General features: G+C 67.7%; 27 protein-coding genes. 22 read left to right on the forward strand and 5 right to left on the reverse strand.

Annotation, left to right across the window (positions count from 1 at the left end):
• Positions 1-114 precede the first annotated feature (114 nt).
• The 3 genes from ACRDNQ_RS08380 to tspO are packed head-to-tail and all read left to right on the forward strand — an operon-like array spanning position 115 to position 3163.
• Entirely contained in the window at positions 115-1644 is a 1530-nt protein-coding gene (locus ACRDNQ_RS08380; protein WP_431829093.1) for a phytoene desaturase, read from the forward strand.
• The gene (gene crtB, locus ACRDNQ_RS08385) at positions 1641-2669 is read left to right on the forward strand and encodes a 15-cis-phytoene synthase (RefSeq protein WP_431828200.1); all 1029 of its coding nucleotides are present in this window, start codon (positions 1641-1643) and stop codon (positions 2667-2669) included. The genes ACRDNQ_RS08380 and crtB overlap by 4 nt, the downstream gene beginning before the upstream one ends.
• Positions 2670-2689: 20 nt before the next feature.
• Positions 2690-3163 carry a tryptophan-rich sensory protein TspO gene (tspO, locus tag ACRDNQ_RS08390; protein ID WP_431828201.1) on the forward strand — a complete coding sequence of 158 codons (474 nt, stop codon included), beginning with the start codon at positions 2690-2692 and terminating at the stop codon, positions 3161-3163.
• Positions 3164-3205: 42 nt separating this feature from the next.
• Here tspO and crtC read toward each other — a convergent pair whose 3' ends face one another.
• Together crtC and crtD are read right to left on the reverse strand one after the other, a co-directional pair.
• The gene (gene crtC, locus ACRDNQ_RS08395) at positions 3206-4078 is read right to left on the reverse strand and encodes a carotenoid 1,2-hydratase (RefSeq protein WP_431829094.1); all 873 of its coding nucleotides are present in this window, start codon (positions 4076-4078) and stop codon (positions 3206-3208) included.
• Positions 4033-5601: a 1-hydroxycarotenoid 3,4-desaturase CrtD gene (crtD, locus tag ACRDNQ_RS08400; protein ID WP_431828202.1), complete on the reverse strand. Its 1569-nt coding sequence runs from the start codon at positions 5599-5601 to the stop codon at positions 4033-4035. The genes crtC and crtD overlap by 46 nt, the downstream gene beginning before the upstream one ends.
• A gap of 120 nt (positions 5602-5721) precedes the next feature.
• Here crtD and ACRDNQ_RS08405 point away from each other — a divergent pair, with 120 nt between their 5' ends.
• From ACRDNQ_RS08405 to dxs, 13 genes are all read left to right on the forward strand, one after another.
• Entirely contained in the window at positions 5722-6624 is a 903-nt protein-coding gene (locus ACRDNQ_RS08405) for a polyprenyl synthetase family protein (protein ID WP_431828203.1), read from the forward strand.
• Positions 6617-7762 carry a methyltransferase gene (locus ACRDNQ_RS08410; protein ID WP_431828204.1) on the forward strand — a complete coding sequence of 382 codons (1146 nt, stop codon included), beginning with the start codon at positions 6617-6619 and terminating at the stop codon, positions 7760-7762. The genes ACRDNQ_RS08405 and ACRDNQ_RS08410 overlap by 8 nt, the downstream gene beginning before the upstream one ends.
• A gap of 120 nt (positions 7763-7882) precedes the next feature.
• A complete protein-coding gene (bchC, locus tag ACRDNQ_RS08415; RefSeq protein ID WP_431828205.1) occupies positions 7883-8824 on the forward strand; it encodes a chlorophyll synthesis pathway protein BchC in 942 nt (313 codons plus the stop codon).
• Entirely contained in the window at positions 8806-9822 is a 1017-nt protein-coding gene (locus ACRDNQ_RS08420) for a chlorophyllide a reductase iron protein subunit X (protein WP_431828206.1), read from the forward strand. The genes bchC and ACRDNQ_RS08420 overlap by 19 nt, the downstream gene beginning before the upstream one ends.
• Positions 9809-11386 (forward strand): chlorophyllide a reductase subunit Y, encoded by a 1578-nt coding sequence (bchY, locus tag ACRDNQ_RS08425; protein ID WP_431828207.1) that lies wholly within the window; start codon positions 9809-9811, stop codon positions 11384-11386. Before ACRDNQ_RS08420 ends, bchY begins: the two co-directional genes overlap by 14 nt.
• On the forward strand, positions 11386-12855 hold the full coding sequence (gene bchZ / locus ACRDNQ_RS08430) for a chlorophyllide a reductase subunit Z (protein WP_431828208.1): 1470 nt from the start codon (positions 11386-11388) through the stop codon (positions 12853-12855). Before bchY ends, bchZ begins: the two co-directional genes overlap by 1 nt.
• Complete coding sequence (gene pufQ / locus ACRDNQ_RS08435) at positions 12852-13091, forward strand: cytochrome PufQ (protein ID WP_431828209.1); 240 nt, start codon at positions 12852-12854, stop codon at positions 13089-13091. The genes bchZ and pufQ overlap by 4 nt, the downstream gene beginning before the upstream one ends.
• A 119-nt stretch (positions 13092-13210) precedes the next feature.
• On the forward strand, positions 13211-13360 hold the full coding sequence (gene pufB, locus ACRDNQ_RS08440) for a light-harvesting antenna LH1, beta subunit (protein WP_431828210.1): 150 nt from the start codon (positions 13211-13213) through the stop codon (positions 13358-13360).
• Positions 13361-13373: 13 nt separating this feature from the next.
• Positions 13374-13547: a light-harvesting antenna LH1, alpha subunit gene (gene pufA / locus ACRDNQ_RS08445; protein WP_431828211.1), complete on the forward strand. Its 174-nt coding sequence runs from the start codon at positions 13374-13376 to the stop codon at positions 13545-13547.
• A 141-nt stretch (positions 13548-13688) separates the two neighbouring features.
• Positions 13689-14537: a photosynthetic reaction center subunit L gene (pufL, locus tag ACRDNQ_RS08450; protein WP_431828212.1), complete on the forward strand. Its 849-nt coding sequence runs from the start codon at positions 13689-13691 to the stop codon at positions 14535-14537.
• The gene (gene pufM / locus ACRDNQ_RS08455; RefSeq protein ID WP_431828213.1) at positions 14530-15513 is read left to right on the forward strand and encodes a photosynthetic reaction center subunit M; all 984 of its coding nucleotides are present in this window, start codon (positions 14530-14532) and stop codon (positions 15511-15513) included. Before pufL ends, pufM begins: the two co-directional genes overlap by 8 nt.
• Before the next feature lie 3 nt (positions 15514-15516).
• Positions 15517-15735 carry an RC-LH1 core complex protein PufX gene (pufX, locus tag ACRDNQ_RS08460; protein WP_431828214.1) on the forward strand — a complete coding sequence of 73 codons (219 nt, stop codon included), beginning with the start codon at positions 15517-15519 and terminating at the stop codon, positions 15733-15735.
• Positions 15736-15911: 176 nt separating this feature from the next.
• On the forward strand, positions 15912-17825 hold the full coding sequence (gene dxs, locus ACRDNQ_RS08465; RefSeq protein WP_431828215.1) for a 1-deoxy-D-xylulose-5-phosphate synthase: 1914 nt from the start codon (positions 15912-15914) through the stop codon (positions 17823-17825).
• On the opposite strand, the gene ACRDNQ_RS08470 is transcribed toward dxs, so the two are convergent.
• Together ACRDNQ_RS08470 and ACRDNQ_RS08475 are read right to left on the reverse strand one after the other, a co-directional pair.
• The gene (locus ACRDNQ_RS08470; protein ID WP_431828216.1) at positions 17822-19198 is read right to left on the reverse strand and encodes a sensor histidine kinase; all 1377 of its coding nucleotides are present in this window, start codon (positions 19196-19198) and stop codon (positions 17822-17824) included. The genes dxs and ACRDNQ_RS08470 overlap by 4 nt on opposite strands.
• Positions 19195-19854: a response regulator gene (locus tag ACRDNQ_RS08475; RefSeq protein WP_431828217.1), complete on the reverse strand. Its 660-nt coding sequence runs from the start codon at positions 19852-19854 to the stop codon at positions 19195-19197. Before ACRDNQ_RS08475 ends, ACRDNQ_RS08470 begins: the two co-directional genes overlap by 4 nt.
• A 111-nt stretch (positions 19855-19965) precedes the next feature.
• Between ACRDNQ_RS08475 and ACRDNQ_RS08480 the strand changes: the two genes are divergently transcribed.
• From ACRDNQ_RS08480 to ACRDNQ_RS08495, 4 genes are all read left to right on the forward strand, one after another.
• Positions 19966-20238 (forward strand): lipid-A-disaccharide synthase N-terminal domain-containing protein, encoded by a 273-nt coding sequence (locus ACRDNQ_RS08480; RefSeq protein ID WP_431828218.1) that lies wholly within the window; start codon positions 19966-19968, stop codon positions 20236-20238.
• Positions 20238-21809, forward strand: coding sequence for an ArnT family glycosyltransferase (locus tag ACRDNQ_RS08485; RefSeq protein WP_431828219.1), 1572 nt, complete (start codon positions 20238-20240; stop codon positions 21807-21809). The genes ACRDNQ_RS08480 and ACRDNQ_RS08485 overlap by 1 nt, the downstream gene beginning before the upstream one ends.
• Positions 21806-22606, forward strand: coding sequence for a glycosyltransferase family 2 protein (locus ACRDNQ_RS08490; RefSeq protein ID WP_431828220.1), 801 nt, complete (start codon positions 21806-21808; stop codon positions 22604-22606). Before ACRDNQ_RS08485 ends, ACRDNQ_RS08490 begins: the two co-directional genes overlap by 4 nt.
• Positions 22607-22698: 92 nt before the next feature.
• The gene (locus tag ACRDNQ_RS08495) at positions 22699-22926 is read left to right on the forward strand and encodes a hypothetical protein (RefSeq protein ID WP_431828221.1); all 228 of its coding nucleotides are present in this window, start codon (positions 22699-22701) and stop codon (positions 22924-22926) included.
• Here ACRDNQ_RS08495 and ACRDNQ_RS08500 read toward each other — a convergent pair.
• Positions 22911-24368, reverse strand: coding sequence for a ferredoxin reductase family protein (locus ACRDNQ_RS08500; RefSeq protein ID WP_431828222.1), 1458 nt, complete (start codon positions 24366-24368; stop codon positions 22911-22913). The two genes, ACRDNQ_RS08495 and ACRDNQ_RS08500, sit on opposite strands and share 16 nt — an antisense overlap.
• 169 nt (positions 24369-24537) lie before the next feature.
• Here ACRDNQ_RS08500 and ACRDNQ_RS08505 point away from each other — a divergent pair, with 169 nt between their 5' ends.
• Together ACRDNQ_RS08505 and ACRDNQ_RS08510 are read left to right on the forward strand one after the other, a co-directional pair.
• Positions 24538-25470, forward strand: a complete 933-nt coding sequence (locus ACRDNQ_RS08505) for a VOC family protein (protein WP_431828223.1) — start codon at positions 24538-24540, stop codon at positions 25468-25470.
• Between the two features lies 1 nt (position 25471).
• A complete protein-coding gene (locus tag ACRDNQ_RS08510; protein ID WP_431828224.1) occupies positions 25472-26077 on the forward strand; it encodes an alpha/beta hydrolase in 606 nt (201 codons plus the stop codon).
• Positions 26078-26212: the final 135 nt, after the last annotated feature.

Genomic DNA, 26212 nt, shown 5'->3' on the forward strand with positions numbered 1-26212 from the left:
AAACAAAAGAGACAAAGCCTTGCGACACCTCGACGCAAATCGATGATTGTAAATCTGGCTAGACAGTCCTATCCTTGGAAGGAAGGTACGGTGGACACCGAAAGGGAACGGGCCATGGATCACGTCGCCTCGCGCGCCATCGTCATCGGGGCCGGTCTGGGCGGTCTCGCCGCGGCGATGCGTCTGGGCGCCAAGGGCTATGCCGTGACCCTTCTGGACCGGCTCGATACCGTGGGCGGGCGCGGCTCGTCGATCGCGGTCGATGGGCACCGCTTCGACCTTGGGCCGACCATCGTCACCGTGCCGCAGGTCTTCCGCACCCTTTGGGCCGCCTGCGGCCGCGATTTCGACGCCGACGTCGATCTGCGCCCGCTCGATCCGTTCTACGAGATCCGCTGGCCCGACGGGTCGCACTTCACCGCGCGCGGCGACACCGACGCCATGGTCGAAGAAGTCCGGCGCCTTTCCCCTGGCGACGTCGACGGCTACCTTCGGTTTCTCGACGACAGCCGCCGCCGCTATGTCGTGGGCTTCGAGGGCATGGTGGCCGAACCGATGCACCGGCTTTGGGACACCGTGAAGGTGCTGCCCGAGTTCGCGGTGCTGCGCGCCGACCGTTCGATCCTGGGTCTGGCGCGGGCGCGGGTGAAGGACGAGAGGCTGCGCATGGCGCTGTCGTTCCACCCGCTCTTCATCGGGGGCGACCCCATGCACGTCACGTCGATGTATGCCCTTGTCAGCCACCTGGAAAAGGAATTCGGCGTGCACTATGCGATCGGCGGCGTGCAGGCCATCGCCGACGCCATGGCGCGCGTCGTCACGGGGCAGGGCGGCCACCTTCGGCTGGAGTCCGAGGTCGACGAGATCCTTTTGACCGGCGGAAGGGCAAGGGGCGTTCGCCTGACGGACGGCAAGGTGATCGAAGCCGACATCGTCGTGTCGAACGCGGACGCCGGCCATACCTATTCCCGGCTCTTGCGCAATGCCGGGAAACGCCGCTGGACCGACCCGAAGCTTGACGCGCGCCGCTGGTCGATGGGCCTGTTCGTCTGGTACTTCGGCACACGCGGGACCCGCGACCTCTGGTCGGACGTCGGTCATCACACCATCCTGTCGGGCCCGCGCTACGAAGGGTTGCTGCGCGACATCTTCATCAAGGGCAAGCTTGCCGACGACATGAGCCTCTATCTGCACCGCCCCTCGGTGACGGATCCCACGGTCGCACCCGACGGCGGGGATACGTTTTATGCCCTGTCGCCGGTGCCCCATCTCGGGCACGGCGACCCGGTCGACTGGTCGGCCATGCGCGACCGCTACCGCGCCAAGGTGGCCGATGTTCTCGACCAGGCGATGCCGGGGTTCCAGGATCATCTGTCGGCCGAACTGATCTTCACCCCCGAGGATTTCCGCGACCGCTACCTGTCGCCCCACGGCTGCGGCTTCTCGATCGAGCCGCGCATCCTTCAATCGGCATGGTTCCGACCCCACAACGTCAGCGAAGAGGCGAAGGGCCTCTACCTTGTCGGCGCGGGCACCCATCCGGGCGCCGGCTTGCCGGGCGTCGTCTCCTCGGCCGAGGTTCTGGCGAAACTGGTTCCCGACGCGCCGCGCGTCGCGATCCCCGAACGACTGGCGGCCGAATGATCCATCCCCGCGACCTTGCCCATTGCCGCACCTCGATCCGCCACGGATCGCTGTCCTTCTACGCGGCGTCGAGGCTGCTGCCCGCGTCGGTGCGCGACCCGGCGCTGGCGCTTTATGCCTTCTGCCGACTGGCCGACGACGCCGTCGACCTGCACGAGGAAAAGACGGCCGCCGTCTTCCGCCTGCGCGATCGGCTGGACGCGATCTATGCCGGCCGTCCCAAGGACGCCCCCGAAGACCGGGCCTTCGCGTCCGTCATCGAGGAATTCGACATGCCCTTCGCCCTGCCCGAAGGCCTTCTGGAAGGGCTGGCCTGGGATGCGATGGGCCGGCGCTACGACACGCTCTCGGGCGTCTTCGACTATTCCGCGCGCGTCGCCGCCGCGGTCGGCGCCATGATGTGCGTGCTCATGCGCGTGCGCGACGCCGATGCCCTGGCGCGCGCCTGCGACCTTGGCGTTGCCATGCAGCTGACCAACATCGCCCGCGACGTGGGCGAGGATGCGCGCGCACGGCGCCTCTACCTGCCGCTGGACTGGTTCGCCGAAGCCGGGGTCGACCCCGAGGCCTTCCTTGCCGACCCCCTGCCCGACGATCGCATCCGCGCGATGACGCGCCGCCTCCTGTTCGAGGCGCGCAAGCTCTACGACCGGTCCGAGGCGGGCATCCCCGAACTGCCTCTCGCGGCCCGGCCCGGCATCTATGCCGCGCGCCATGTCTATGCCGGCATCGGCGGCGCGATCGCGCGCAACGGCTTCGATTCCGTCTCGTGGCGGGGGCGCACGAACCGGGCGCAGAAGGCCGGATGGCTGGGTCTGTCGCTTCTGCGCGCGGGCGCGACGACGCTTTTGCCGCGCTCGGCGGTGCTCTATGCCCGGCCCTTGTCAGAGACCGCCTTTCTCGTCGACGCCGCAGCCCGCACCGCGCCGCGGGCGCTGGGCTGGGGCGATGGGCGCGCCGGGACTCTCCTTGCCGTTTTCGCCGAGCTCGAGGCGCGCGATCGCGGGGGGATGGAAGGGGCCTGAGTCCGCCCTATCTTGACGGTATGGACTGGATCCTCTTCCTCATCTTCCTTGCCACCTGCCTTGCAGCGGGGTCGACCGGCGCGCTGTTCCAGCCCGGCGACTGGTACCGGTCCCTTGAAAAGCCGCGCTGGACCCCGCCCGATTGGGTCTTTCCGGTCGCCTGGTTCACGCTTTATCTCTGCATTGCCGGCGCCGCCGCCCGCGCGGCGCCCGTCGAAGGCAGCGCCTATGCGATGGCGACCTTCGCGCTTCAGATCGCGCTCAACACGCTCTGGACGCCGGTCTTCTTCGGACTGCGCAAGATGGGCGGCGGAATGCTGGTGATCGTTGCGCTCTGGATCTCGGTCGCCGTGACCATGGCCCTCTTCTTCCAGCTCGATACCCTCGCGGGCCTTCTCTTCGTGCCCTATCTCGGCTGGGTCTCGATCGCGGCCGCGCTCAACTACGCTGTCTGGCGCCGGAACGATCCTGCCCCGGTTGCATCTTCTGGCTGAAAATACCTTCGGGGGCGTGGGGGCAGACAGCCCCCACCGGCCCTAGACGTCAAAGTGCCACCCCGCCCGGCGCGGAACCCGCACCGCGAGCATCGGCTTCAGCAGCGGCGAGGCGAAGCGGCGCAAATCCAGCGCCTCGTGCACGCCCACGGTCTCTTCCCCGCCGATCCTCGTGCGCACCGCCGATCGCGAATAGAACGGCGCGTCGAGCATCGCCTTGACCTGCCGCGGCACGAAGCCCGCGTCGGCCCGCGTCTCGCGCATCACCATCCAGTTCGACCGCCGGAACCGCGTCAGGGGCGGCGGCGACACCGCTTCGGCGCGACCGTCCTCGGTGAAATGCACGGCCGCCGCCATGTCCGAGCCGTCGCGGCGCACCGCGTCGTAAAAGCAGGTCGCGCCGCCCGTCACCGGGAAGCGGCCCCAGGTCCAGTAGTCGAAATCGTCCTCAAGCGCGCGGGTCCCGAAGTTCGCGTCGAAATAGCCATGCCCGCGCCACTGCCAGCCGCGGTTGAGGTCGACCTCGATCGTCGCGGTGGGCGCGAAGGGCCGCCAGACATGGGTGCCGTTCGCCAGAAGCGGCAGTTCGACCGACGTCACGGCCGAGGGCGTCACCGTGATCCGCCCCCTTACCCGGCTGACCAGCGGCAGGGACGACACCTCGTCGATATCGATCTCGAGCCGCCCTTGCGTCCAGCGCAGCATGCTGGGGCCGACCTGAAAGACGCTGGGGGTCTGGCGCAGCGCCGCCTCGCCCCTGTCGGTCATCGTGAAGCGTCCGCCGGGGCCATAGGTCGCCACGTTGATGCAGACGTGGTTGTGCGGCCGCCTGCGCCCCGACCAGCGATACCAGGGCGAAAAGACCGAGCCTATGAAGGCGATGACCGAGACCGCGCGGCTGCCGTCATCGCTGATGCCGTCGACATACCACCAGGCGTAGCCGTCGCTCGGGACGTCGAGGTCGAAGCGAGGTCCGTCAAGATCGCCTCGGCCGCGTGCCGCCCGGAGAGCGTGGCCATCGGCACCCCCGCCCCCGGATGTGCCCCCCCGCCTGCCAGGTAAAGCCCCGGCACCGCCGTTCGCGCCGTGGGCCGCTGGAACGGCGCCCTCATCCCCGACGGGCTGCGGCCGTAAAGGGATCCGAGACTCGCGGGAAAAAGCGTCTCGAACCCCTGGGGCGTCGTCAGCGCGCCATCTGGCGGCGCCGGACTGAAGCGCAGCCCGAAACGGGCGAGTGCCTGGAAAGTGCGTGTCCGACATGTCTCGGTCTCCTCGGCAGAGGCGTGGGGCAGGGGCGGGGCATTCTCGATGATCTCGAAGCGTTCCAGGTCGGGCGGGACAAGTCCCATGCCGCGATCCTGGGCGCAGACGTAAAGCGTGGGGTCCTCGGGCGCGCGGCCGCGCGCGATCGGGCCGAACTCGGCCTGCGGATCGGCCCCGAAGAAGACATTGTGATGCGCAAGGTCGGGCCCTTGTGGCGTCGCGGCGAAGGTCCAGACCCGGGCCGACAGGCTGCGCGGGTTGACGCCGGTGTCGGCCACCGCGCCGCGAAGGCCGTCGCCCAGCAGGCCTGCGGCAAGCGCGCGGGGATCGCCGTTGAAAACCACGCGGTCGCAGCCGATCCGCTCGCCACCCTCAAGGTGCACGGCCCGCACCGCACCCGACTGCCGTTCGACCCGGACGGCCCGCGCGCCGAAGCGGAACCGCGCGCCCTGGCCTTCGGCCAGCGCCGCCATCGCCCGTGCCAGACGGTGCATGCCCCCCTCGACCCGCCAGACACCGCGTTCCTCGGCCGACCAGATCAGCGCCAGGACCGCGGGCGAGGAAAAGGGCGAACCGCCGACATAGGTGGCGTAGCGTCCAAAGAGCTGTCGAAGGCGGGGGTCGGTGAACTGCCGCTTCAGCACCGAGGCCAGGGACGAGAAGGGGGCCATCACCGGGATCAGCCCAGGGTGCTTCATCACATGCGCCGTCAACCCGCCGATCCGTGGCGTTGGCGACAGCATCATCGGCGCCTCGAAGGCATCGAAAAGCCGTGCCGCCCGTGTCGAGAAGCTGCGGAACTCGGCCTCGGCCCTGGCGCCCGCAAGGCCGTGCACGGCCTCTGCGCTGCGGTCGACGTCGTCGTACAGATCAAGAGTCGCGCCGTCCGGCCAGAAATGCCGCGCCAGAAGCGGCTCCTGGTGCAGCGTGACCGCGTCTTCAAGCCGCGCCCCGCAGTCGGCGAAAAGCGCGTCGAAGACATGCCGCATCGTCATCACGGTCGGCCCTGCGTCGACCGGCCCCGCGGGGCTGTCCACCGTCCGCATCTTGCCGCCGGGATAGCCCTGCGCCTCGACCACGGTGACGTCGCAGCCGGCGTGGGCCAGCCGCGCCGCGGCGGCGAGGCCACCCATTCCGGCGCCAATCACGACGATGCGGTCCGAAGTCGCTGTCATGTCGGGATTGTTGACTCGGGCCCAAGATATGTCCAGTATGATTTACAGTCTGTAATGTAATGTTGAATTTACAATGCGGCGTTGCAGGCCACCGCGTCCGCTCATCAGCAGGAGCCGCCGATGTCACTTACCCCCCGGATCGAAGCCGCGGTCGCACGGGCGATCACGCTGGGGCAAAGGACCCGGCCTGGGTTGACGGCACCGCCACGGCTGGCCTCGGCCCTCGACTACGCGGTGACGCCGGGCGGCGCACGCATCCGCCCCACCATTCTTCTGTCCGTCGCCATGGCGTGTGGGGACGATCAGCCAATGATGGCGGATACCGCCGCCGCGGCGCTGGAACTCATCCACTGCGCGAGCCTCGTCCATGACGACATGCCCTGCTTCGACGACGCCGACATCCGGCGTGGCAAGCCGTCGGTCCACCGCGCCTATTCCGAGCCGCTGGCGCTTCTGACCGGCGACAGCCTGATCATCCTTGCCTTCGATATCCTCGCCCGGGCAGGCGACGTCGATCCGGGGCGGGCGCTGAAGCTGATCCGCGTCTTGTCCGAACGCAGCGGAATGCCGAACGGCATCTGCGCCGGGCAGGGCTGGGAAAGCGAACCCAAGGTGGACCTGTCCGCCTATCACCGCGCCAAGACCGGGGCGCTGTTCATCGCGGCGACCCAGATGGGCGCGATCGCGGCCGGGCAGGACGCCGACCAATGGGAAGAGCTTGGCGCCCGCATCGGCGAGGCCTTCCAGGTTGCCGACGATCTGCGGGACGCCTTGTGTGACGAGGCGACGCTGGGCAAGCCTGCCCATCAGGACGAGGTTCACGCCCGTCCGAATGCGGTCAGCACCTTCGGTGTCGAGGGGGCAATCGGTCGTCTGAAAGACATCCTCGCCGGGGCGATCGCCTCGATCCCGTCTTGCCCGGGCGAGGCACAGCTGGCGCAGATGGTGCGCGCCACGGCCGAAAAGCTGACCCCCGTCCATGCCCCGGCCTCGCCGATGCGCCGGACGGTCCCCGGTGAGTGACGCGGGCATCGCCGAGGCCCCAACTCCGGCCTCGCGGCGCCGGTTCAGCCTGAATGGCTGGCGCAATCGCCTTGTGTCCTCGCGGGGCTTCCAGTCCTGGGCAAGCCGCTTTCCTCTGACCCGCGGCACCGCCCGGCGCGAGGGCGAGGCGATGTTCGACCTGGTCGCGGGCTTCGTTCACAGCCAGGTCCTGATGGCCTTGGTCGAGCTTGGCGTGCTCGACACGCTGCGCGACGGTCCGCAGACGCTGAAGGCGCTGGCCCACCGGCACCGTCTTGCTGACGAGCGGATGGAGATCCTTGCGCAAGCGGGCGCGGCGCTTGGGCTTCTGAACCGCAGGGGCGACCGGGTTTCGCTGACCCGCCGGGGCGCCGCGCTTCTGGGGGTGCCCGGGCTGGCGGCGATGATCCGGCATCACCGAGTCCTATACCGCGACCTCGAGAACCCGGTGGCCTTCCTGCGCGGCGAGACCAAGCCCGAGCTGGCCGGCTTCTGGCCCTATGTCTTCGGACCCGGCGCCGACGTCGACCCCGAGGCGGCGGAACGCTATTCCGACCTGATGACCGACAGCCAGGCGCTGGTCGCCGAAGAGACGCTGCGCGCGGTCTCGTTCCGCGGCACGAAATGCCTGATGGATGTGGGCGGCGGCACGGGCGTCTTCCTTGCTTCGGCCGCCCAGGCCAACCCGGACGTCAGCGGCGTGCTCTTCGATCTTCCCGAGGTGGCCGCCCAGGCCGCCCGCCGATTCGCGCGCGACGGGCTGTCGGACCGCCTGTCGGTCGTTCCGGGCAGCTTCCGAACCGATCCCCTTCCCGGCGGCGCCGACACGATCAGCCTTGTGCGGGTCCTTTACGATCATTCCGACACGACGGTCGCGGCGTTGCTTGCGGCGGTCTTCGCTGCGCTTCCACCGGGCGGACGCGTCGTCGTCTCCGAACCGATGTCGGGCGGCGCACGGCCTGATCGGGCGACCGACACCTACTTCGCCCTTTACACGCTGGCGATGGGAACGGGCCGCACCCGGTCCGCCGCGCGGATTTGCTCCCTGCTTGCTGCAGCCGGCTTCGCCGAGCCTCGAGCCTTGCGCACGGCGCGCCCCTTCGTGACCAGCGTCGTCACGGCTGTCAGGCCGGGGTGACGGAATTCATGTCTAAACAGATTGACAGATACAACTGTCAGGCTAAACTGACACACACGGGTGAGCTGCGGCATTGAGTCTCGGGCTTGTGCAGCCGCCGCCAAACCGGGGAGCGAAGTCTTGCAAACCACTGCCATCATCCTTTCAGGGCCGAAGGACATCGGTCTTGGGCAGCTGGCGCTGACCGCGCCCGGCGCCGGGGATCTGGTGGTGGAGATTTCGCATTCGGGCATTTCGACCGGAACCGAGAAGCTCTTCTGGTCGGGCACGATGCCGCCCTTCCCGGGCATGGGCTATCCGCTGGTTCCCGGCTACGAGGCCGCAGGCGAGGTGGTCGAGGCCGGCCCCGACACACCCTTCAAGGCGGGCGACCGCGTCTTCGTTCCCGGCGCCAACTGCTATGACGGCGCCTTCGGACTGTTCGGCGGCGCGACCCGCCGCCTTGTCACGGCGGCCGACCGCGTGACCAAGATCGACGCCGGCCTGGGCGCCGAAGGCGCGCTTCTGGCCCTTGCCGCCACGGCACGCCACGCCATGGCCGGCATGCACAAGGCGCCCCCCGACCTCATCGTCGGGCATGGAGTTCTGGGCCGGCTTCTGGCCCGCCTGACCATCGCCGCGGGCGCTCCGGCTCCGACGGTCTGGGAAATCGATCCCGACCGCACGACCGGCGCAATGGGATACGCGGTCGTCCACCCTGACGCGGACGATCGCCGCGATTACCGCGCGATCTACGACGCCTCCGGAAATGGCGAACTGCTGAACAAGCTGATCGGGCACATCCGCAAGGGCGGCGAGATCGTCCTTGCCGGCTTCTATACGCAGCCGATCAGCTTTGCCTTCCCGCCCGCCTTCATGAAAGAGGCGCGTCTGCGCATTGCCGCCGAATGGGACCGCGACGACCTGATCGCCACGCGCGCCCTGATCGACGCCGGCGCGCTGTCGCTGTCGGGCCTGATCACCCACACCCGGCCCGCCGCCGCGGCGGCCGAGGCCTATGACACCGCTTTCAACGACGCCGCCTGCCTCAAGATGATCCTCGAATGGGAGAACCAGTCGTGAAGGACGAAGTTCCGAACCTGAAGGACTACGACCGCCGCCTGGCCGACGAGGCGTCCGAGCCGACGCTCGAGGTTCCGCAGGGCGAGCCCACCAAGAAGACGCAGATCATCGCGATCTACGGAAAGGGCGGCATCGGCAAGTCGTTCACCCTGGCCAACCTCAGCCACATGATGGCCGAACAGGGCAAGCGCGTGCTGCTGATCGGCTGCGACCCGAAATCCGACACCACCAGCCTTCTGTTCGGCGGCAAGGCCTGCCCCACGATCATCGAGACGTCGACCCGCAAGAAGCTGGCGGGCGAAGAGGTCAAGATCGGCGACGTCTGCTTCAAGCGCGGCGGTGTCTTCGCGATGGAGCTGGGCGGCCCCGAAGTGGGTCGCGGCTGCGGCGGGCGCGGCATCATCCACGGCTTCGAACTGCTCGAGAAGCTGGGCTTCCATGACTGGGACTTCGACTATGTCCTGCTCGACTTCCTGGGCGACGTGGTCTGTGGCGGCTTCGGCCTGCCGATCGCGCGCGACATGGCGCAAAAGGTGATCCTTGTGGCGTCGAACGACCTTCAGTCGCTTTACGTCGCCAACAACGTCTGTTCGGCGGTGGAATACTTCCGCAAGCTGGGCGGAAATGTGGGCGTCGCCGGCCTTGTCATCAACAAGGACGACGGCACGGGCGAGGCGGCAGCCTTCGCAAAGGCCGTCGACATACCGATCCTTGCCTCGATCCCGCAGAACGACGACCTGCGCAAGAAGTCGGCGAACTACCAGATTGTCGGCACCTCCCAATCCGAATGGGGCGCGCTTTTCGCCGAGCTTGGGGACAACGTCGCCAGCGCCCCGCCGATGCGCCCCGCGGCGCTGGACCAGGACGGACTGCTGGCGCTGTTCGACAGCAAGGACACCGGCGGGGACTACGTGCTGGAGCCCGCCAGCGATGCCGACATGCGCGGCAAGAACGCCAAGCCGAAGGTCTCTCTCGAGGTGGTCTATGACGACGCGTGAGGGATACGAGGTCGGCTACGACGCGGCTGGACAGGTCCGCATCATCGAGGGAAGTGATCGCTCGGACGCGGACGCCGCACCGGTTCCGGTCGACGGCCTCGGCTGCCATTCCGGCGCCGAGATGGAAAAGGCCGCGCGTATGGCGGGGATGTCAGACATCCTTGACCAGTACGCGAAGGACTACCCGCAGGGACCCCACGACAAGCCGCAAAGCATGTGCCCGGCCTTCGGATCCCTTCGCGTGGGCCTTCGGATGCGCCGCACCGCGACCGTTCTGTCGGGCTCGGCCTGCTGCGTCTATGGCCTGACCTTCGTGTCGCATTTCTACGGTGCGCGGCGGTCGGTGGGCTACGTGCCCTTCAACTCGGAATCGCTCGTCACTGGGAAGCTCTTCGAGGATATCCGCGACGCCGTCCACGAGATGGCCGATCCCGACCGCTATGACGCGATCGTGGTCACGAACCTTTGCGTGCCGACGGCGTCGGGCGTTCCCTTGCGGCTTCTGCCGTCCGAGATCAACGGCGTGCGGATCGTGGGCATCGACGTGCCCGGCTTCGGCGTGCCGACCCACGCGGAAGCCAAGGACATCCTGGCCGGCGCGATGCTGAACTACGCCCGCGCCGAAATCGAGGCCGGGCCGGTGCAGGCCCCAGTGGGCGGCAAGTCGGCGCGTCCGACCGTGGCCCTTCTGGGCGAGATGTTCCCGGCCGATCCGATGATGATCGGGGCGATGCTCGATCCCATGGGCCTTGCCGCCGGCCCCGTGGTGCCTTGCCGCGAGTGGCGCGAGCTTTACGCCGCGCTCGACTGCGGCGTGGCCGCCGCCATCCATCCCTTCTACACCGCCGCCATGCGCGAATTCGATGCCGCCGGCCGACCGATCGTCGGGTCCGCCCCGGTCGGCCACGACGGCACGGCCGAGTGGCTGAAGAACATCGGGCAAGCGATGGGGGTCGCGCCCGACCGTATCGCCGAGGCGCAGAACCGCTTCCTTCCCGCGATCAGGGGCGCGCTGGCCGGATCGCCCATCAAGGGCACGATCACGCTTTCGGGCTATGAAGGGTCCGAGCTTCTCGTCGCGCGGCTGCTGATCGAAAGCGGGGCCGAGGTGCCGTACGTCGGGACCGCCTGCCCGAAGACGAAGCAATCCGAATGGGACCGCCAGTGGCTTGAGGCGCGCAGCGTCAAGGTCGTCTACCGCGCAAGCCTCGAAGATGATTGCGCCGCGATGGAGGCGATCCGGCCCGACCTCGCCATCGGCACGACGCCCGTCGTGCAGAAGGCCAAGGAACTGGCCGTGCCCGGCCTTTACTTCACCAACCTGATCTCGGCGCGGCCCCTGATGGGTCCGGCCGGCGCAGGCAGCCTTGCACAGGTCGTGAACGCCGCGATCGGCAACAAGGCCCGCATGGACCACATGAAAGCCTTCTTCGAAGGCGTGGGCGAAGGCGATACCGCCGGCGTCTGGGAAGGCGATCCGAACCTGCGACCCGACTTCCGGGCGCAGCATCAGAAGAAGCTCGACAAGCTGGCGCGCGCCGCCAAGGCCGAGGAGATGATCTGATGCTGATCCAGGATCATGATCGGGCCGGCGGCTACTGGGGGGCGGTCTATGCCTTCACCGCGGTGAAGGGCCTTCAGGTCGTGATCGACGGGCCGGTGGGGTGCGAGAACCTGCCGGTGACGTCCGTGCTGCACTACACCGACGCGCTGCCGCCGCACGAACTGCCGATCGTGACCACCGGCCTTGGCGAAGAAGAGCTTGGCCGCGACGGCACCGAAGGCGCGATGAAGCGGGCCTGGGGCACGCTCGATCCGGCGCTGCCGGCGGTCGTGGTGACGGGATCGATCGCCGAGATGATCGGCGGCGGCGTCACGCCGCAGGGCACCAACATCCAGCGTTTCCTGCCGCGCACAATCGACGAGGACCAGTGGGAATCGGCCGACAGGGCGATGACCTGGATCTTCACCGAATTCGGCATGACCAAGGGCCGGATGCCGCCAGAGAAGAAGCGCGAAGAGGGCGACAAGCCGCGCGTGAACATCCTGGGTCCGATGTACGGCACGTTCAACATGCCGTCCGACCTGCACGAGATCCGGCGCCTCGTCGAAGGTATCGGCGCCGAGGTCAACATGGTGATGCCGCTTGGCGCGCATCTGGCCGAGATGCGCAACCTCGTGAACGCCGACGTCAACATCGTGATGTACCGCGAATTCGGGCGCGGCCTGGCCGAGGTTCTGGGCAAGCCCTATCTGCAGGCGCCGATCGGCATCGACTCGACAACAAGGTTCCTGCGCAGTCTTGGAGAGCTTCTGGGCCTCGACCCCGAACCTTTCATCGCACGCGAGAAGCATTCGACCATCAAGCCCGTGTGGGACCTGTGGCGGTCGGTCACGCAGGACTTCTTCGCCACCGCCAGTTTCGGCATCGTCGCGAATGAGACCTATGCCCGCGGCATCCGCCTGTTTCTCGAGACCGACCTTGGTCTGCCGTGCTCCTTCGCCGTCGCGCGGGTTGCCGGAAAGAAGACCAACAACGAGGAAGTCCGCGCCCTTGTCGCCCAGACCCGGCCGCTGATCCTGATGGGCTCGATCAACGAGAAGATGTACCTGGCCGAACTCAAGTCCGGCCATGGCCCGGCGCCGACCTTCCTGCCGGCAAGTTTCCCCGGCGCCGCGATCCGCCGCGCCACGGGCACGCCCTTCATGGGCTACGCGGGGGCGACCTATCTGGTGCAAGAGGTCTGCAACGGCCTGTTCGACGCCCTGTTCCACATCCTGCCGCTTGGGTCCGAAATGGACAGTGCGGCCGCCACACCGACGACGCTGCGCCGCGATTTCCCCTGGGACGAGGACGCGCAGGCCGCGCTCGACCGGATCGTGGCCGAGCATCCGGTGCTTACCAGAATTTCCGCCGCCAAGGCGCTGAGGGACGCGGCCGAGAGGGCCGCGCTTGAAAGCGGGGCCGAGCGGGTCGTGAAGGAAACGGTCGAGGCGCTTCGTGCGCCGACCATGCAGGGAGGGTCGAGATGACCGATCAGACAACGGACGTGATGATGACCGAGACGGTCGAACGCATCGCGACGAAGCGCCCGACGACCGAGTTCTACGTCTACTTCGGGATCATCTTCCTGGCGACGCTTCCGCTTGCGTCGCTGACCTGGGCTCTTGCGGCGATAAAGAGCCGCAGCCTGACCGACAAGGGGCCCGTGGCCCGCGCCTGGAGCCAGGCGCGGATCATCACGCCCATGATCTTTTCGGCCCCCTGAGGGCCGCCACCGAATTCCCTTGCCCCGAAAGGGGCGGGGGATACCCGACGGGCAAGGCGCCTGGAGGGGACCCGGCCGCGGGGATCGCGGCGTCAGTCTAACGATCCGGAGGAGAGTTAATGGCTGATAGAACCGACCTGTCTTTCACAGGTCTCACCGACGAACAGGCGCAGGAACTGCACTCTGTCTACATGAGCGGGCTTTGGCTTTTCGTGGCCGTCGCCGTCGTCGCTCACTTGGCAGTGTTCATCTGGAAGCCGTGGTTCTGAGGAGGGAAGATAAATGAGCAAGTTCTACAAGATCTGGCTGATCTTCGATCCTCGCCGCGTGTTCGTCGCACAGGGCGTGTTCCTGTTCCTTCTCGCAGCGATGATTCATCTCGTCCTGCTGAGCACGGGGCCGGACGGCTACAACTGGTTCGCCATGGTTCAGGAGCGGACCGCCTCGGGCATGTAATGCCGGTGGCGTCCGTTCTGAGACGCATGACCAGTTCAACGACCGCTGCGGGCGGGGCGCGCGTTCCGCCCGCGGCTACCAACTGAACGACGGCTCTTGGGGGACACCTAGGTCAGGCCGCCATCAAACGGAGTAAGAAGTATGGCATTGCTCAGCTTCGAACGAAAATACCGCGTGCCAGGAGGCACGCTCGTCGGCGGCGACCTGTTCGACTTCTGGGTCGGTCCGTTCTTCGTGGGCTTCTTCGGAGTGACCACGATCTTCTTCGCCGGCCTCGGGACCATCCTCATCTTCTACGGAGCGACCCTTCAGGGGACGTGGAACCCGTGGCTCATCTCGATCAACCCGCCGCCGATCTCCTATGGGCTTGGGCCGGCGCCGCTCGATCAGGGCGGATTGTGGCAGATCATAACGATCTGCGCCCACGGGGCCTTCATCAGCTGGGCCCTGCGCGAGGTCGAGATCTGTCGCAAGCTTGGCATCGGCTATCACGTGCCCTTCGCCTTCGGCTTCGCGATCCTCGCCTACACGACGCTGGTCGTGATCCGTCCGGTGCTGATGGGCGCCTGGGGGCATGCCTTCCCCTATGGCATCTGGAGCCACCTCGACTGGGTCAGCTACACCGGCTATCTCTACGGCAACTTCCACTACAACCCGGCGCACATGATCGCGGTGACCTTCTTCTTCACCACGACGCTGGCGCTTGCGCTGCACGGGTCGCTGATCCTGTCGGCGGCCAACCCCGAGAAGGGCAAGGAAGTCCGTTCGCCCGAGCATGAAGACACTTTCTTCCGTGACTTCATCGGCTACTCGATCGGGCCCTTGGGCATTCACCGTCTGGGGCTTCTCCTGGCGCTGAACGCCGGTTTCTGGAGCGCGGTCTGCATCGTGATCTCGGGAACGGTCTGGTTCGACCAGTGGATCGCCTGGTGGGATTGGTACATCCAGCTGCCCTGGTGGGCCGACATTCCGGGAGGCGTCAATGGCTAACTATCAGAACATCTTCGCCCAGGTTCAGGTTCAGGGTCCGGCCGAGATGGGTGTGGTCGAGGCAGGCGTCGACCTGAAGGACCGCACCACGGGCACCGGCTTCTCGACCCTCTTCGGATGGCTCGGGAACGCCCAGCTCGGCCCGGTCTACCTTGGACCCTACGGCGTGCTCTCGCTGATGAGCGGGATCATCTGGTTCACCATGGTGGGCGCCTGGTACTGGTATCAGGTCGATTTCAACCCGGCCGTCTTCATGCGGGATCTGTTCTACCTCTCGCTCGAGCCGCCGGCGCCCGAATACGGCCTGTCCTTCCCGCCGCTGGCGGAAGGCGGCTACTACCTCATCGCCTCGTTCTTCCTTCTCGTGGCGGTGATGGCGTGGTGGGTCCGGTCCTGGGTCCTGGCCAACCAGTTGGGGATGGGCAAGCACGTCTGCTATGCCTTCGCCAGCGCGATCTGGCTTTTCCTGGTGCTCGGCCTGATCCGGCCGATCCTCATGGGAAGCTGGTCCGAGGCGGTGCCCTACGGCGTCTTCACCCACCTCGACTGGACCAACCTTTTCTCGCTGACCTACGGGAACCTCTTCTACAACCCGTTCCACGCGCTTTCGATCGTGTTCCTCTACGGTTCGACCCTGCTCTTCGCGATGCACGGGGCGACTATCCTTGCGGTCTCCCGCCTTGGCGGCGACCGGGAACTCGAGCAGATCTACGACCGCGGCACCGCGGCCGAGCGCGCGGGTCTGTTCTGGCGCTGGACCATGGGGTTCAACGCCACGATGGAAGGGATCCACCGCTGGGCCTGGTGGTTCGCGGTGCTGACGACGCTTACAGGCGGAATCGGCATCCTGCTGACGGGCACGGTCGTGGACAACTGGTTCGTCTGGGCACAGGAGCACGGCTACGGCGCAGCGGCGAACTATGTCCCGGCGCTGACACCGGAAGAGTTCCTTCCCTACCTGCCTGCGGAGAACTGAGCCATGGCTGACACGGACAAGTGGTACCTGAAGACCGAGAAGGCCCCGTCGCTGTACATGTGGGTGTTCCGCAACATGGCGATGGGGGCGGTCTGGGCGGCCCTGGTGCTGTTCGGGCTGATCGCCTTCATCCTGGTGATCCGGGCGATCAGCTTCATCCTGCCCGAGGACCCGTTCGCACTGCTTGATACGACAGGGCGGCTGATCACCGCCTTTGCATGAGCTGGCGCGGCGGGCGACGCCGCCGCATCGGCCCAAAGGGATCGGGCGTCTAGCCACGCCCGGTCTTCGGGGCCTCCACACCCCGGTTCCCTTCCTGTTGGCTACAGGAACCTGGCGTCGCTTGGGATACCCCCTCGCGACGCCTTTTTTCATCGCCCCTCCATGGGAGACACCGCATGACCCGTCCCGCCACTCCGACTCTCGACCGTGTCGCCGGACCCGCCGACCTGAAGGCGCTGAGCGACGACCAGCTTGAGCTGCTGGCACGGGACCTTCGCGCCGAAGTGATATCGGCCGTCAGCGAAACCGGCGGCCATCTCGGGTCGTCGCTTGGGGTGGTCGAACTGACCGTGGCGATCCATGCCGTGTTCAACACCCCGTTCGACAAGCTGATCTGGGACGTGGGTCACCAGTGCTATCCGCACAAGGTTCTGACCGGACGCCGCGACCGCATCCGCACGCTGCGCCAGAAGGACGGGCTGAGCGGATTCACCAAGCGGTCGGAATCCGACTACGACCCCTTCGGTGCGGCCCATTCCTCGACTTCGATCTCGGCCGCGCTGGGCTTCTCGGTGGCACGCGATATGGGGCAGCCCACGGGTGACGCCATCGCGGTGATCGGCGACGGCTCGATCAGTGCGGGCATGGCCTACGAGGCGCTGAACAACGCCGGCCACGAAGGCCGGCGGCTGTTCGTCATCCTCAACGACAACGAGATGTCCATCGCCCCGCCGGTGGGCGCGATGTCGAAGTACCTGTCGGGTCTTTACGCCAACACGCCCCTTGTCCAGATGGCCGAGGGCTTCGAGGCGGCGCTGCCCGGCCCCCTGCGCGATCACGCACGGCGCGCGCGCCAGCTTGTAACCGGCGCGGCAGGGGGACAGGGGACGCTGTTCGAAGAGCTTGGCTTCACCTATGTCGGCCCGATCGACGGGCACGACATGGGCCAGCTTCTGCCGGTCCTGCGCGCCGCAAGGGCGCGGGCGACCGGGCCGATGCTGATCCATGTGCTGACAAGGAAGGGCAAGGGCTATGCCCCGGCCGAAAGCTCGGCCGACAAGTATCACGGCGTGGCGAAGTTCGACGTCGTCTCGGGCGAACAGGCCAAGGGCAAGTCGAACGCGCCCAGCTATACTGCCGTCTTCGGCGCAGCACTGACCGCCGAGGCCGAGCGCGATCCCCGCGTCGTGGCGGTCACCGCGGCGATGCCGTCCGGAACCGGTCTCGACATCATGGCGCGACGCTTTCCGGCGCGGGTCTTCGACGTGGGCATCGCCGAACAGCACGGCGTGACCTTCGCCGCCGGCATGGCGGCTGCCGGTCTCAGGCCCTTCTGCGCGATCTATTCGACCTTCCTGCAGCGCGGCTACGATCAGGTCGTCCACGATGTCGCCCTGCAGGGCCTTCCGGTACGCTTCGCGATCGACCGCGCCGGGCTGGTGGGCGCCGACGGTGCGACCCACGCGGGGTCCTTCGACGTGGCGTATCTGGCCAACCTGCCCGGCTTCACCGTCATGGCCGCCGCCGACGAGGCGGAACTCATGCACATGGTCGCCACCGCCGCCGCGCACGACGAAGGCCCCATCTCGTTCCGCTATCCGCGCGGTGACGGCGTGGGCGTGGAGATGCCCGAAAGAGGCCGCGCCCTGCCGATCGGCAAGGGCCGCGTCCTGCGCGAAGGGACATCGGTCGCGATCCTGTCCTTTGGGGCGCATCTTGCCGAAAGCCTTGCCGCGGCCGAGGCGCTTGACGCGCGCGGAATCTCGGCAACCGTGGCGGACGCGCGTTTCGCCAAGCCGCTTGACACCGATCTCGTCGCCCAGTTGGCCCGCCACCACGAGGTCTTCCTGACCGTGGAACAGGGCGCGACCGGCGGCTTTGGCGCCCAGGTCCTGCATCATATGGCTGGTGCGGGGCTTCTTGATCGGGGATTGAAGGTGCGCACCATGACGCTTCCGGATCGTTTCATCGATCATGCGGGGCCGGCCGACATGTATGCCGATGCCGGTCTGACCGCGGCAGATATCGCCCGCACCGCGACCGAGGCGCTTGGCATCGCCGTGGCCGACTTCGGCAAGGCGCGGGCCTAGCGGGGCGGCGCCTCGACCGGAAGGCTGACGGCCGCCTCGAAGGCGAAGCGCGGGTTGCTGGCCGGCGACAGAAGCGTAAGCGTGCCACCCGCCTGACGCACGAGGCTGTCGACGATCTGAAGTCCAAGCCCCAGCCCCGAGGTCGCGGCCGCCCGCCGGCTGAAGCGTCGCGTCAACTGGCGCAGATCCGCGGCGGGAAGCGTGGCACCCTCGTTCATGATCTGAAGGGTTCCGTTTTCCGACAGGACCACCCGAATGGGTGATCCCGGCGGCGCGTGGCGCAAGGCGTTTTCGATCAGGTTCGCCGCCATGATCGAGAAGGCGTCAGGATCGACGCGTGACAGGACCGGCGCCTCGGGAAGCGTCAGGTCGATCCGGTCGTGTATCCCGATCTGTCCGCGAAACTGATCGAGCGTCACCTCCAGAACCCGGCGCAGGTCCTGTGCTGTGTCCGTGGTGCTGAGGCCGGCTTCGGCCCGCGCAAGCTGCAACAGCCGCTCGACCAGGCGCCCCATCCGCCTGAGCGCGTCTTCCAGATCGCCCAGCCGCGGATCGGCGGTGCCTTCCACCGTGGCGCGCAGGCGCTGCACCTGGGCCAGCGCCACCGCCAGCGGCGTGCGCAATTCATGCGCCGCGTTGGTGGCGAAGGCGCGTTCGGCGTCAAGCGCCTGACCAAGGCGGATCATCTGCCCGTTCAGCGTCGCGGCGATGGCGCGCAGTTCCGGCGGAAGGCCGGAAGCGTCGATCGGGTCGAGACGACCGATGCGTCGGATCGCGATCTCGCGGTTGAGCAGGTCAAGGGGCTGAAGCGCGCGCCGCGTCGTCCAGCCGACGATCAGGTAGGCCAGAGGCAGGATCGCAAGCATCGGCAGCAGGTAGGCCAGAAAGCTTTCGGTGAACACCTCGCGCCGTTCGACGCGGCCATCGCCCACACGGACGGCAAAGCCGCTGTCGTTGACCGCCGAGGTGAAGAACACGTGCGTACTCGTGAGGGTGTAACCCTCGGTCGCGGGGCCGACCGGCAGTTCCGCGGCCTGGGCCGCGGCAGACGCGCTCAGGACCTGACCGCCCGCGTCAATCAGCACCCAGACCACGTCCTCGCCCGACGCCGGCATCGGAAGGGATGACGACCCCGCGTCTGCGGGCAGGGCGCCGGGATCGCCGCGCGCGGCGGGCTGGCCTGACGCGACGTATTCCCGGGTCAGCGTCGGCAGCATCACCCCGGCAACCTCGCGCAATTCAAGGTTGAACAACTCGGTCTGCTCGATGCGCAGAACCAGGCCCATCGACACGACGGACAGCAACCAGACGACCACAAGGCCGCCGACCGCCCCAAAGGTCACCCGTTGCGAGATCGGGATGCCGTTCGTCATACCTCTCCCATCCGGTAGCCGAAGCCCCGCACGGTCACCACAGCACCGGTCCCGAGCTTGGCGCGCAGTCGGCTGACATGAGCCTCGATCGCGTTGCTTTCGACCTCGTCGCCATAGCCGTAAAGGTCCTCTTCCAGATCCGCCTTCGACACGATGATCCCCGGCCGCCTGCTCAGCCGGTCGAGGATGGACCATTCCTTGGGGGTCAGCGCGACCTCGTCGTCGCCCACACGCACCTGTCTGGTCGCCGGCGTGATCCGCAGGGCGCCGAAAACGCGCTCGGGCGCGCGGTGCTCGTCCTGTCGCCGCAGGATCGCCCCGACACGGGCGACCATTTCGTCAAGGTCGTAGGGCTTCACGAGGTAATCGTCGGCGCCGGCGTCCAGCCCTGCGATCCGCTCCATGATCCTGTCACGGGCCGTGGCGATGAGAACCGCGGTATCGATGCCTCGTGCGCGGATCTCGCGCAGCAGTGTGATTCCGTCGCCGTCGGGCAGGCGCAGATCAAGTAGGACCAGCGCGAAGGGTGTCGCAAGAACCGCCGCCCGCGCGTCGTCCAGCGTGCCGACATGGTCCGCGACATAGCCCGCCGCGTGCAGGTGCTCGACCGCCGCGCGCGCAAGGTTCGCTTCGTCCTCGACGACCAGCACTCTCATCGGCGTCCTTTCCCGCGATCGCGGTACGATATCGCCCCCGTCAGCGAACCGTAAGGTTCAACCGTCATCGGGCGCATAACCTCTTGTCGCGGAAAGGGCTGGTCTGCGCAAATGTCGGAAGGCACATTCTGGATCGGGATCGGATTTCTCGGCCAGCTTCTTTTCACCTCGCGGTTCCTCGTCCAGTGGATCGCAAGCGAACGGCGGCGCGAAAGCGTCATCCCGCTTGCGTTCTGGTGGCTGAGCCTTGCGGGCGGTCTGACCCTGCTTGCCTATGCGATCTGGCGCCTGGACCCGGTCTTCATCCTTGGGCAGGCCACTGGCCTTGTCGTCTATTCCCGCAACCTGATCCTGATCGGCCGAAGCCGGCGCGAGGCCGCCTGATGGGCAACGGAAAGGTTGTCGCCGGCGCGATCGCCGGCTTTCTCTTGGTGGCGGTCGCCGGGGTCCTCTTGCGCCCGGCCCTTCCGGTCGACGAGACGCGGTATCTTTCGGTGGCCTGGGAGATGTGGCTGGCGGGCGATTATCTGGTCCCGACCAAGAACTTCGCCCTTTACACCGACAAGCCGCCGCTTCTGTTCTGGCTGATCAATCTGGTCTGGCTGTTCACCGGCGTGTCGGAAATCGCGGCGCGCCTTGTGGGTCCGGCAGCGGCGGCGACGGCGATCGCACTTGTCGCAAGACTGGCCGCGCGCCTTTGGCCCGACGACCCCGACATTGGCGGCCGCGCCGCGCTTGCGCTTGCGGGTCTGCTGGTCTTCGCGCTGTCCGGCGGCCTGACCATGTTCGACGCGATGCTCGCCGTGGCGACGCTGGCGGGCATGCTGGCGCTGGTGCGCGCCGTCGAGACCGGGTTGCGCCGCTGGTGGGTGGCGCTTGGTCTTGCCATCGCCCTTGGGGTGATCACCAAGGGGCCAGTCATCCTTTTCCATCTGGGTCCCGCGGCCCTGCTCGCCCCCGTCTGGGGCAAGGCGCTGCGCGAGATGCCGCTGCGCGAGGGGCTGACAGGCGTCGGTATCGCGCTTCTGTCGGCGCTGGCGGCGGTGTCGCTTTGGGTCGGTCCGGCCGCGCTTCTGGGCGGCGAGGACTATCGCCGGGCCATCCTGTGGACGCAAAGCGCCGGACGCATGTCGCAGTCCTTCGCCCATGCCCGCCCGTGGTGGTTCTATCTTGCGGTGTTTCCGGCCCTGGCTTTCCCCTGGGTCTTCGCGCCCGCGCTTCTGCGCGGCCTCGCCCGCGCGGCCTGGTCCGAGGCGGGGCTTAGGCTTGCCGCCGTCTGGGTCCTTGGGGCGATGCTTCTGTTCAGCGCGATCAGCGGCAAGCAGATCCATTACATGGTCCCCGAGCTTGCGGCGATCGCGCTGATCGTCGCGCGGGTGTCGCGGGACGTTCCGCGCTTCACTCTGTTCTGGGCGGGCATCCCGCTGCTGGTCCTCGCCGGCCTCGCCATCGCCGTGGCCGCGGGGCTTCTGCCGTCCGAGGATGTCCTGCAGCTGTTCGATCCGCCCTCCCGGCTTCTGGCCTGGGGCCTTGTGATGATCGCGATCGTCTGGCTGGGCGTCCGGACGGGCGGGCTGCGCGGCGGGGCGGTTCTGACGCTGGGACTGGTGCTGTCGCTGAACCTTTTGACCGGCCTGTCGGCCGCGGCCACTCTCTACGAAACCGGCCGTGTCGCGCGGATGATCGCGCCGCACGAGGGCGCGGGCATCGCCCTCTACGGTCAGACCTACCACGCCGAGTTCAATTTCACCGGTCGGCTGACGCGGCCGGTCGCCACGCCCGACGACGAGGCCGAACTGCAGGCCTGGGCCCAGGCCCATCCGCAGGGCGTCATCATCGCCCGTCCCGATCGCCGCGCGCCCGGCTGGAGCCCACGCGAGACGCTTCTTTTCCGGAATTCGTCCTATGGCATCTGGAATGTCGCCGATGCCCCCTCACAGGAGGTTGAACCATGACCGACACACCCGACATCAGCGTCGTCATCCCCGCCCGGGACGAGATCGTCGCCCTGGGTCCGCTGATCGAAGACATCGGCAGCGTCCTGGCGGGGAAGTCCTTCGAGGTCATCGTGATCGACGACGGGTCGTCGGACGGAACGTGGTACAGGCTTGCCGCGCTGTCTTCGAAGTACCCTTGGCTTTCGTGGTACCGCAACCGGTCCTCGGTGGGGCAGTCGTCGGCCATCCGCCAGGCGGTGCGCGCCGCCCGGGGCGGTATCGTCGTCTCGCTCGATGGCGATGGCCAGAACCCGCCCGATCAGATTCCGCGCCTGCTTGCGCCTTTCGACAATGACGCATCCGGGTCGCTTGGACTGGTGCAGGGCGAACGCCAGGGCCGTCGCGACAGTCTGGCGAAGAAGTTGGGCTCGCGCGTGGCGAACGTGATCCGCGGGTCGCTGCTGCGCGATGGAGTCAGGGATTCGGGATGCGGGCTGAAGGCCTTCCGCCGCGAGGCCTATTTCGATCTTCCCTGGTTCGATCACATCCACCGCTTCATGCCGGCGATGATGCTGCGCGAAGGATGGCGCATCGAAACGGTGCCCGTGAGCCATCGTGAACGACAGGGCGGGCAGTCGAAATACGGAAACCTGTCGCGGGCGCTGGTCGGCATTCCCGACCTCGTCGGCGCGGCCTGGCTGATCCGCCGCGCGGGGCCGCCGCGCCATCGGCAGACACCGGTTCTTGGCTCCGATATGCTGGGCGCCGAGGACGAAGCCCCTGATCATCCGATGCAGGAGGCAGCCGCGCATTGACGTTCGGCAGTAAGGACGACGGGATGCCGCGGAAGCGGAAACGCCGGCCGGCAGCGCGGCGTGTCATTATTGAAGCCGTCGCGTTGGCGATCATGGCGGCGCCCGTCCTGGCGCAGTCCGCCACTCAGGCGCAGGCGGCCTGGGACCGAAGTTGCGCCCGCTGTCATCGTGACGCGGCCGCGGTCGTCGCGGCCCTGCCCGGTGCCACGTCGGACGACCGGCGCCAGTGGCTCGACCCGTTTCTTGCAACCCACCGCGCGCCCGATCCCGCGACCCGCGCCATCCTGGTCGACTGGCTGCTGGCTCAGAGGGCCGAGTAGGCGACGACCCCCGCGCAGATCGCTGCGAAAGTGGCAGCGAAGGCCAGAAGGCGTCGGCGATCCTTGGCCGAAGCGCCGCCGGCGGAATAGCTGAAGCGTTCGTAGTCGATCTGCCCAAGCGGCACCCCAAGGCGCCACAGCGCATCGGCCGCCGCCGTCATCATCGGCCCGGGGCCGCAGATCAGCGCCGTCGTCCGTGCAGATTCAAGACCCTGAAGCGCCTCGGCAAGATGCTCGGGACGAAGCGGCCCCTGGCCAAGGCCTGGCGTCGCCTCGGCCCCCTCGTCGACCAGCAGCACCGGCCTGAGCCCAAGGCGTTCACAGGACGGAAGATAAAGCTCGGGCGGTATCATCGCCGAGGGGCTGCGCGCCGCGTAGATAAGCCGGACCTTCCGTGTGCCGGCGCGCGAGGCCAGGTCCGTGAGGATTGACAGGATCGGTGCGATACCGACGCCGCCGGCAATCAGCACGACGGGCCCCGAACTGTCGTCGCCGACACCGAAGCGACCGTGGGGCGCGTCAAGCGCCACGCGCGTGCCCGGCGCAAGATCGCCGATCGCGGAGGTGAAGTCCCCCGCCTCCTGGATGATGAAGCGTATACGCGGATCGTCCGGCGCCGAAGCGATCGAGAAGGGATGATCCCACAGTGGAAGGCGCCGTCGACCCACCGCCATCCAGGCGAACTGGCCGGCGGCGAAGGCCAAGCCACCGCGTTGCGGCGGGGTCAGCAGAAGCTCCCAAAGCCCGTCCGCGATCGGCCGCGTCTCGGCCACGCTCCACAGCGCGTCGTCCGGCGTGGACAGGCGGCGCCCATAGACCCAAAGCGCGGGAAGCACGCAGGCCGCCGTCAGCGCCAGCCAGAAGGTCGTCGTCGATGTCCCGCCGCGCGCGTCGCCAAGGATATGCCAGGTCAGAAGCCCGACCAGAGCGACGGCGCCCAGGGCATGGGTAGCCCGGAAGGTTTCGTACCGCAGCGGCAGGCGATCGCGCAGCAGGGCGACGATGACGAGAAGCGCCAGCAGAAGAAGGGCAAGCCGGGCATCAAGCAAGGCGTCCGACGACCAGAACAGCTGGGCCCGACGCGCGACCCGTCCCGGCCTGTCCGGATCAGGCGGGCCCACAAGTGCGGCCACGTGGAGGGCCGAAAGAAACAGCGCGACCGGGGCCGCCCACTTGTGGAAGGCCATCGTGACGTCAATGCCCACGCCCCCGGACAGCCGCTCGAACCGGCCGCTCGACAGCATCTGAAGCAGAACCATCGCGGCCCCGGCCGTGCCCGCGGCGGCGGACAGGCGCATCAGCGGCAGGCCATGGCCGCTGCCGCCCGAAAGGGCCGCGACAAGGGGCAGAAGCACGACCGCCACATAGATCGCGCCAAGCCAGGGGGCGCCGATCGCCGTGGGGCGGCGGGAGTGCGGGCGCGGGGCGGATCGGTGGTTCATGCCCCTATCTTTTGCCGTGTTCCCGTCCTTCGACATTGAGCAAGGTCAAGCTGCCAGGGTGGCGAGGATGCCCATGTGCGCAAGCGCACAAGCGGGGCGCATGTTTAGGGGTTAATCGCGCTTGTGCACGTGCTATCTGAGGCTCAGCGATTTCCAGGAGAGCACTATCATGCTCAAGCAGATCAAGGGCCTTCACCATGTCACCTCGCTGGCCTCGGGCGCGGTCGAGAACAACGCCTTCTTCACCCACGGGCTGGGCCTGCGGCGCGTCAAGAAGACCGTCAATTTCGATGCGCCCGACGTCTATCACCTTTACTACGGCGACGAGACGGGTTCGCCGGGAACGGTGATGACCTACTTCCCCTTCCCGATGGCCGCACGCGGTCGCAAGGGCGCGGGCGAGGTCGGGACGACCGCCTTCTCGGTGCCCGCGGACAGCCTGCCGGCCTGGGCTGAACGACTGTCCGCCCTCGGGGTCGAGGGCATGGCCAGCGGCACGCGTTTCGGCGACCCGGTCCTTGCGTTCGAAGGGCCCGACGGCGACGGTTTCGCCCTTGTCGGCACGACGGATGACCCGCGCGCGCCCTGGACCGGCAACGGTGTCGGCGAAGACATGGCGATCCGTGGCTTTCACTCGGCCGCCATGCGGCTGCGCGACGCTGGCGCCACGGCCGAGCTTCTGCGTTTCATGGGCTATGACGAGATCGACCGCGATGGGGCGGTGACGCGTTTCGCCGTGGCCGGGGGCAACGGCGCCGATGTCATCGACATCGAGACGGTGTCGGGCGCCCCCCACGCGGGACAGGGCGCTGGGTCGGTGCATCACATCGCCTTCGCCGTCGAGAACCGCGCCCGGCAGCTTGAGGTCCGCGAGGCGCTGATGGACACCGGCTGGCAGGTCACGCCGGTGATCGACAGAGACTATTTCTGGGCGATCTACTTCCGCACGCCCGGCGGTGTGCTGTTCGAGGTGGCCACGAACGAACCCGGCTTCGACCGCGACGAGGACACCGCGCATCTGGGCGAGGCGCTGAAGCTTCCCGCGCAGCACGCCCACCTGCGCGAACGGCTCGAGCGTTATCTTGAACCCATCGGAGACTGACATGTCCTATGTCGCACGGCGGACGGACGGGCGCGACGGGGCGCCCCTGTTCCTGACCTTCCACGGGACCGGCGGGTCCGAGGACCAGTTCCACGGGCTTGCCGAGCAGCTTCTGCCGGGGGCGCATGTCGTGTCGCCCCGCGGCGACGTCTCCGAGATGGGCGCCGCGCGCTTCTTCCGCCGGACCGGCGAAGGCGTCTACGACATGGACGACCTGGCCCGGCGGACCAAGGCGATGGCCGCGTTCATCGCCGCCGAGAAGACGCGAACAGGGGCCGGGCGGGTCCTTGCCCTGGGCTATTCGAATGGCGCGAACATCCTTGCCGCGGTGGCCTTTCTGCACCCCGACCTTGTCGACGACCTCGTGCTGATGCACCCGCTCATCCCGTGGACGCCCGCGCCGCAGCCGGGCCTTTCGGGGCGGCGTGTCCATGTCACGGCGGGCGAGCGTGACCCGATCTGCCCGGCGCCGCTGACGCAGGCGCTTGTTGCCTACCTGTTGGCACAGAAGGCCGCGGTCTCCACTTTCTGGCATCCCGGCGGGCACGAGATCCGGCAGGAAGAACTTGGGTCGATCCAGCGGTTCCTGACGCCTTCGGCCCCCTGATCCGGCACGAAAAGACCCCGCCGCGACCCGCGGGCGGTCAAATTCACGCCACGACTCGGGTGCATCGTGCTATCGTTCACAGTGCTGCCAGTGGTGTGTGTCATGGTCTTTTTCGTGTTTGTGTTCGGGGTCCTT

This window comes from Saliniferula longa (genome assembly GCF_050789285.1).
GTDB lineage: Bacteria > Pseudomonadota > Alphaproteobacteria > Rhodobacterales > Rhodobacteraceae > CAVPWP01.

What these genes read in the sequence shown, in the direction of transcription:
- ACRDNQ_RS08380 (WP_431829093.1), top strand. Translation starts at nt 115, where the DNA reads ATGGATCACGTCGCCTCGCGCGCCATCGTCATCGGGGCCGGTCTGGGC.
- crtB (WP_431828200.1), top strand. Translation starts at nt 1,641, where the DNA reads ATGATCCATCCCCGCGACCTTGCCCATTGCCGCACCTCGATCCGCCAC.
- tspO (WP_431828201.1), top strand. Translation starts at nt 2,690, where the DNA reads ATGGACTGGATCCTCTTCCTCATCTTCCTTGCCACCTGCCTTGCAGCG.
- crtD (WP_431828202.1), bottom strand. Translation starts at nt 5,601, where the DNA reads ATGACAGCGACTTCGGACCGCATCGTCGTGATTGGCGCCGGAATGGGT.
- ACRDNQ_RS08405 (WP_431828203.1), top strand. Translation starts at nt 5,722, where the DNA reads ATGTCACTTACCCCCCGGATCGAAGCCGCGGTCGCACGGGCGATCACG.
- ACRDNQ_RS08420 (WP_431828206.1), top strand. Translation starts at nt 8,806, where the DNA reads ATGGGAGAACCAGTCGTGAAGGACGAAGTTCCGAACCTGAAGGACTAC.
- bchY (WP_431828207.1), top strand. Translation starts at nt 9,809, where the DNA reads ATGACGACGCGTGAGGGATACGAGGTCGGCTACGACGCGGCTGGACAG.
- bchZ (WP_431828208.1), top strand. Translation starts at nt 11,386, where the DNA reads ATGCTGATCCAGGATCATGATCGGGCCGGCGGCTACTGGGGGGCGGTC.
- pufQ (WP_431828209.1), top strand. Translation starts at nt 12,852, where the DNA reads ATGACCGATCAGACAACGGACGTGATGATGACCGAGACGGTCGAACGC.
- pufB (WP_431828210.1), top strand. Translation starts at nt 13,211, where the DNA reads ATGGCTGATAGAACCGACCTGTCTTTCACAGGTCTCACCGACGAACAG.
- pufA (WP_431828211.1), top strand. Translation starts at nt 13,374, where the DNA reads ATGAGCAAGTTCTACAAGATCTGGCTGATCTTCGATCCTCGCCGCGTG.
- pufL (WP_431828212.1), top strand. Translation starts at nt 13,689, where the DNA reads ATGGCATTGCTCAGCTTCGAACGAAAATACCGCGTGCCAGGAGGCACG.
- pufM (WP_431828213.1), top strand. Translation starts at nt 14,530, where the DNA reads ATGGCTAACTATCAGAACATCTTCGCCCAGGTTCAGGTTCAGGGTCCG.
- pufX (WP_431828214.1), top strand. Translation starts at nt 15,517, where the DNA reads ATGGCTGACACGGACAAGTGGTACCTGAAGACCGAGAAGGCCCCGTCG.
- dxs (WP_431828215.1), top strand. Translation starts at nt 15,912, where the DNA reads ATGACCCGTCCCGCCACTCCGACTCTCGACCGTGTCGCCGGACCCGCC.
- ACRDNQ_RS08470 (WP_431828216.1), bottom strand. Translation starts at nt 19,198, where the DNA reads ATGACGAACGGCATCCCGATCTCGCAACGGGTGACCTTTGGGGCGGTC.
- ACRDNQ_RS08475 (WP_431828217.1), bottom strand. Translation starts at nt 19,854, where the DNA reads ATGAGAGTGCTGGTCGTCGAGGACGAAGCGAACCTTGCGCGCGCGGCG.
- ACRDNQ_RS08480 (WP_431828218.1), top strand. Translation starts at nt 19,966, where the DNA reads ATGTCGGAAGGCACATTCTGGATCGGGATCGGATTTCTCGGCCAGCTT.
- ACRDNQ_RS08485 (WP_431828219.1), top strand. Translation starts at nt 20,238, where the DNA reads ATGGGCAACGGAAAGGTTGTCGCCGGCGCGATCGCCGGCTTTCTCTTG.
- ACRDNQ_RS08490 (WP_431828220.1), top strand. Translation starts at nt 21,806, where the DNA reads ATGACCGACACACCCGACATCAGCGTCGTCATCCCCGCCCGGGACGAG.
- ACRDNQ_RS08495 (WP_431828221.1), top strand. Translation starts at nt 22,699, where the DNA reads ATGGCGGCGCCCGTCCTGGCGCAGTCCGCCACTCAGGCGCAGGCGGCC.
- ACRDNQ_RS08500 (WP_431828222.1), bottom strand. Translation starts at nt 24,368, where the DNA reads ATGAACCACCGATCCGCCCCGCGCCCGCACTCCCGCCGCCCCACGGCG.
- ACRDNQ_RS08505 (WP_431828223.1), top strand. Translation starts at nt 24,538, where the DNA reads ATGCTCAAGCAGATCAAGGGCCTTCACCATGTCACCTCGCTGGCCTCG.
- ACRDNQ_RS08510 (WP_431828224.1), top strand. Translation starts at nt 25,472, where the DNA reads ATGTCCTATGTCGCACGGCGGACGGACGGGCGCGACGGGGCGCCCCTG.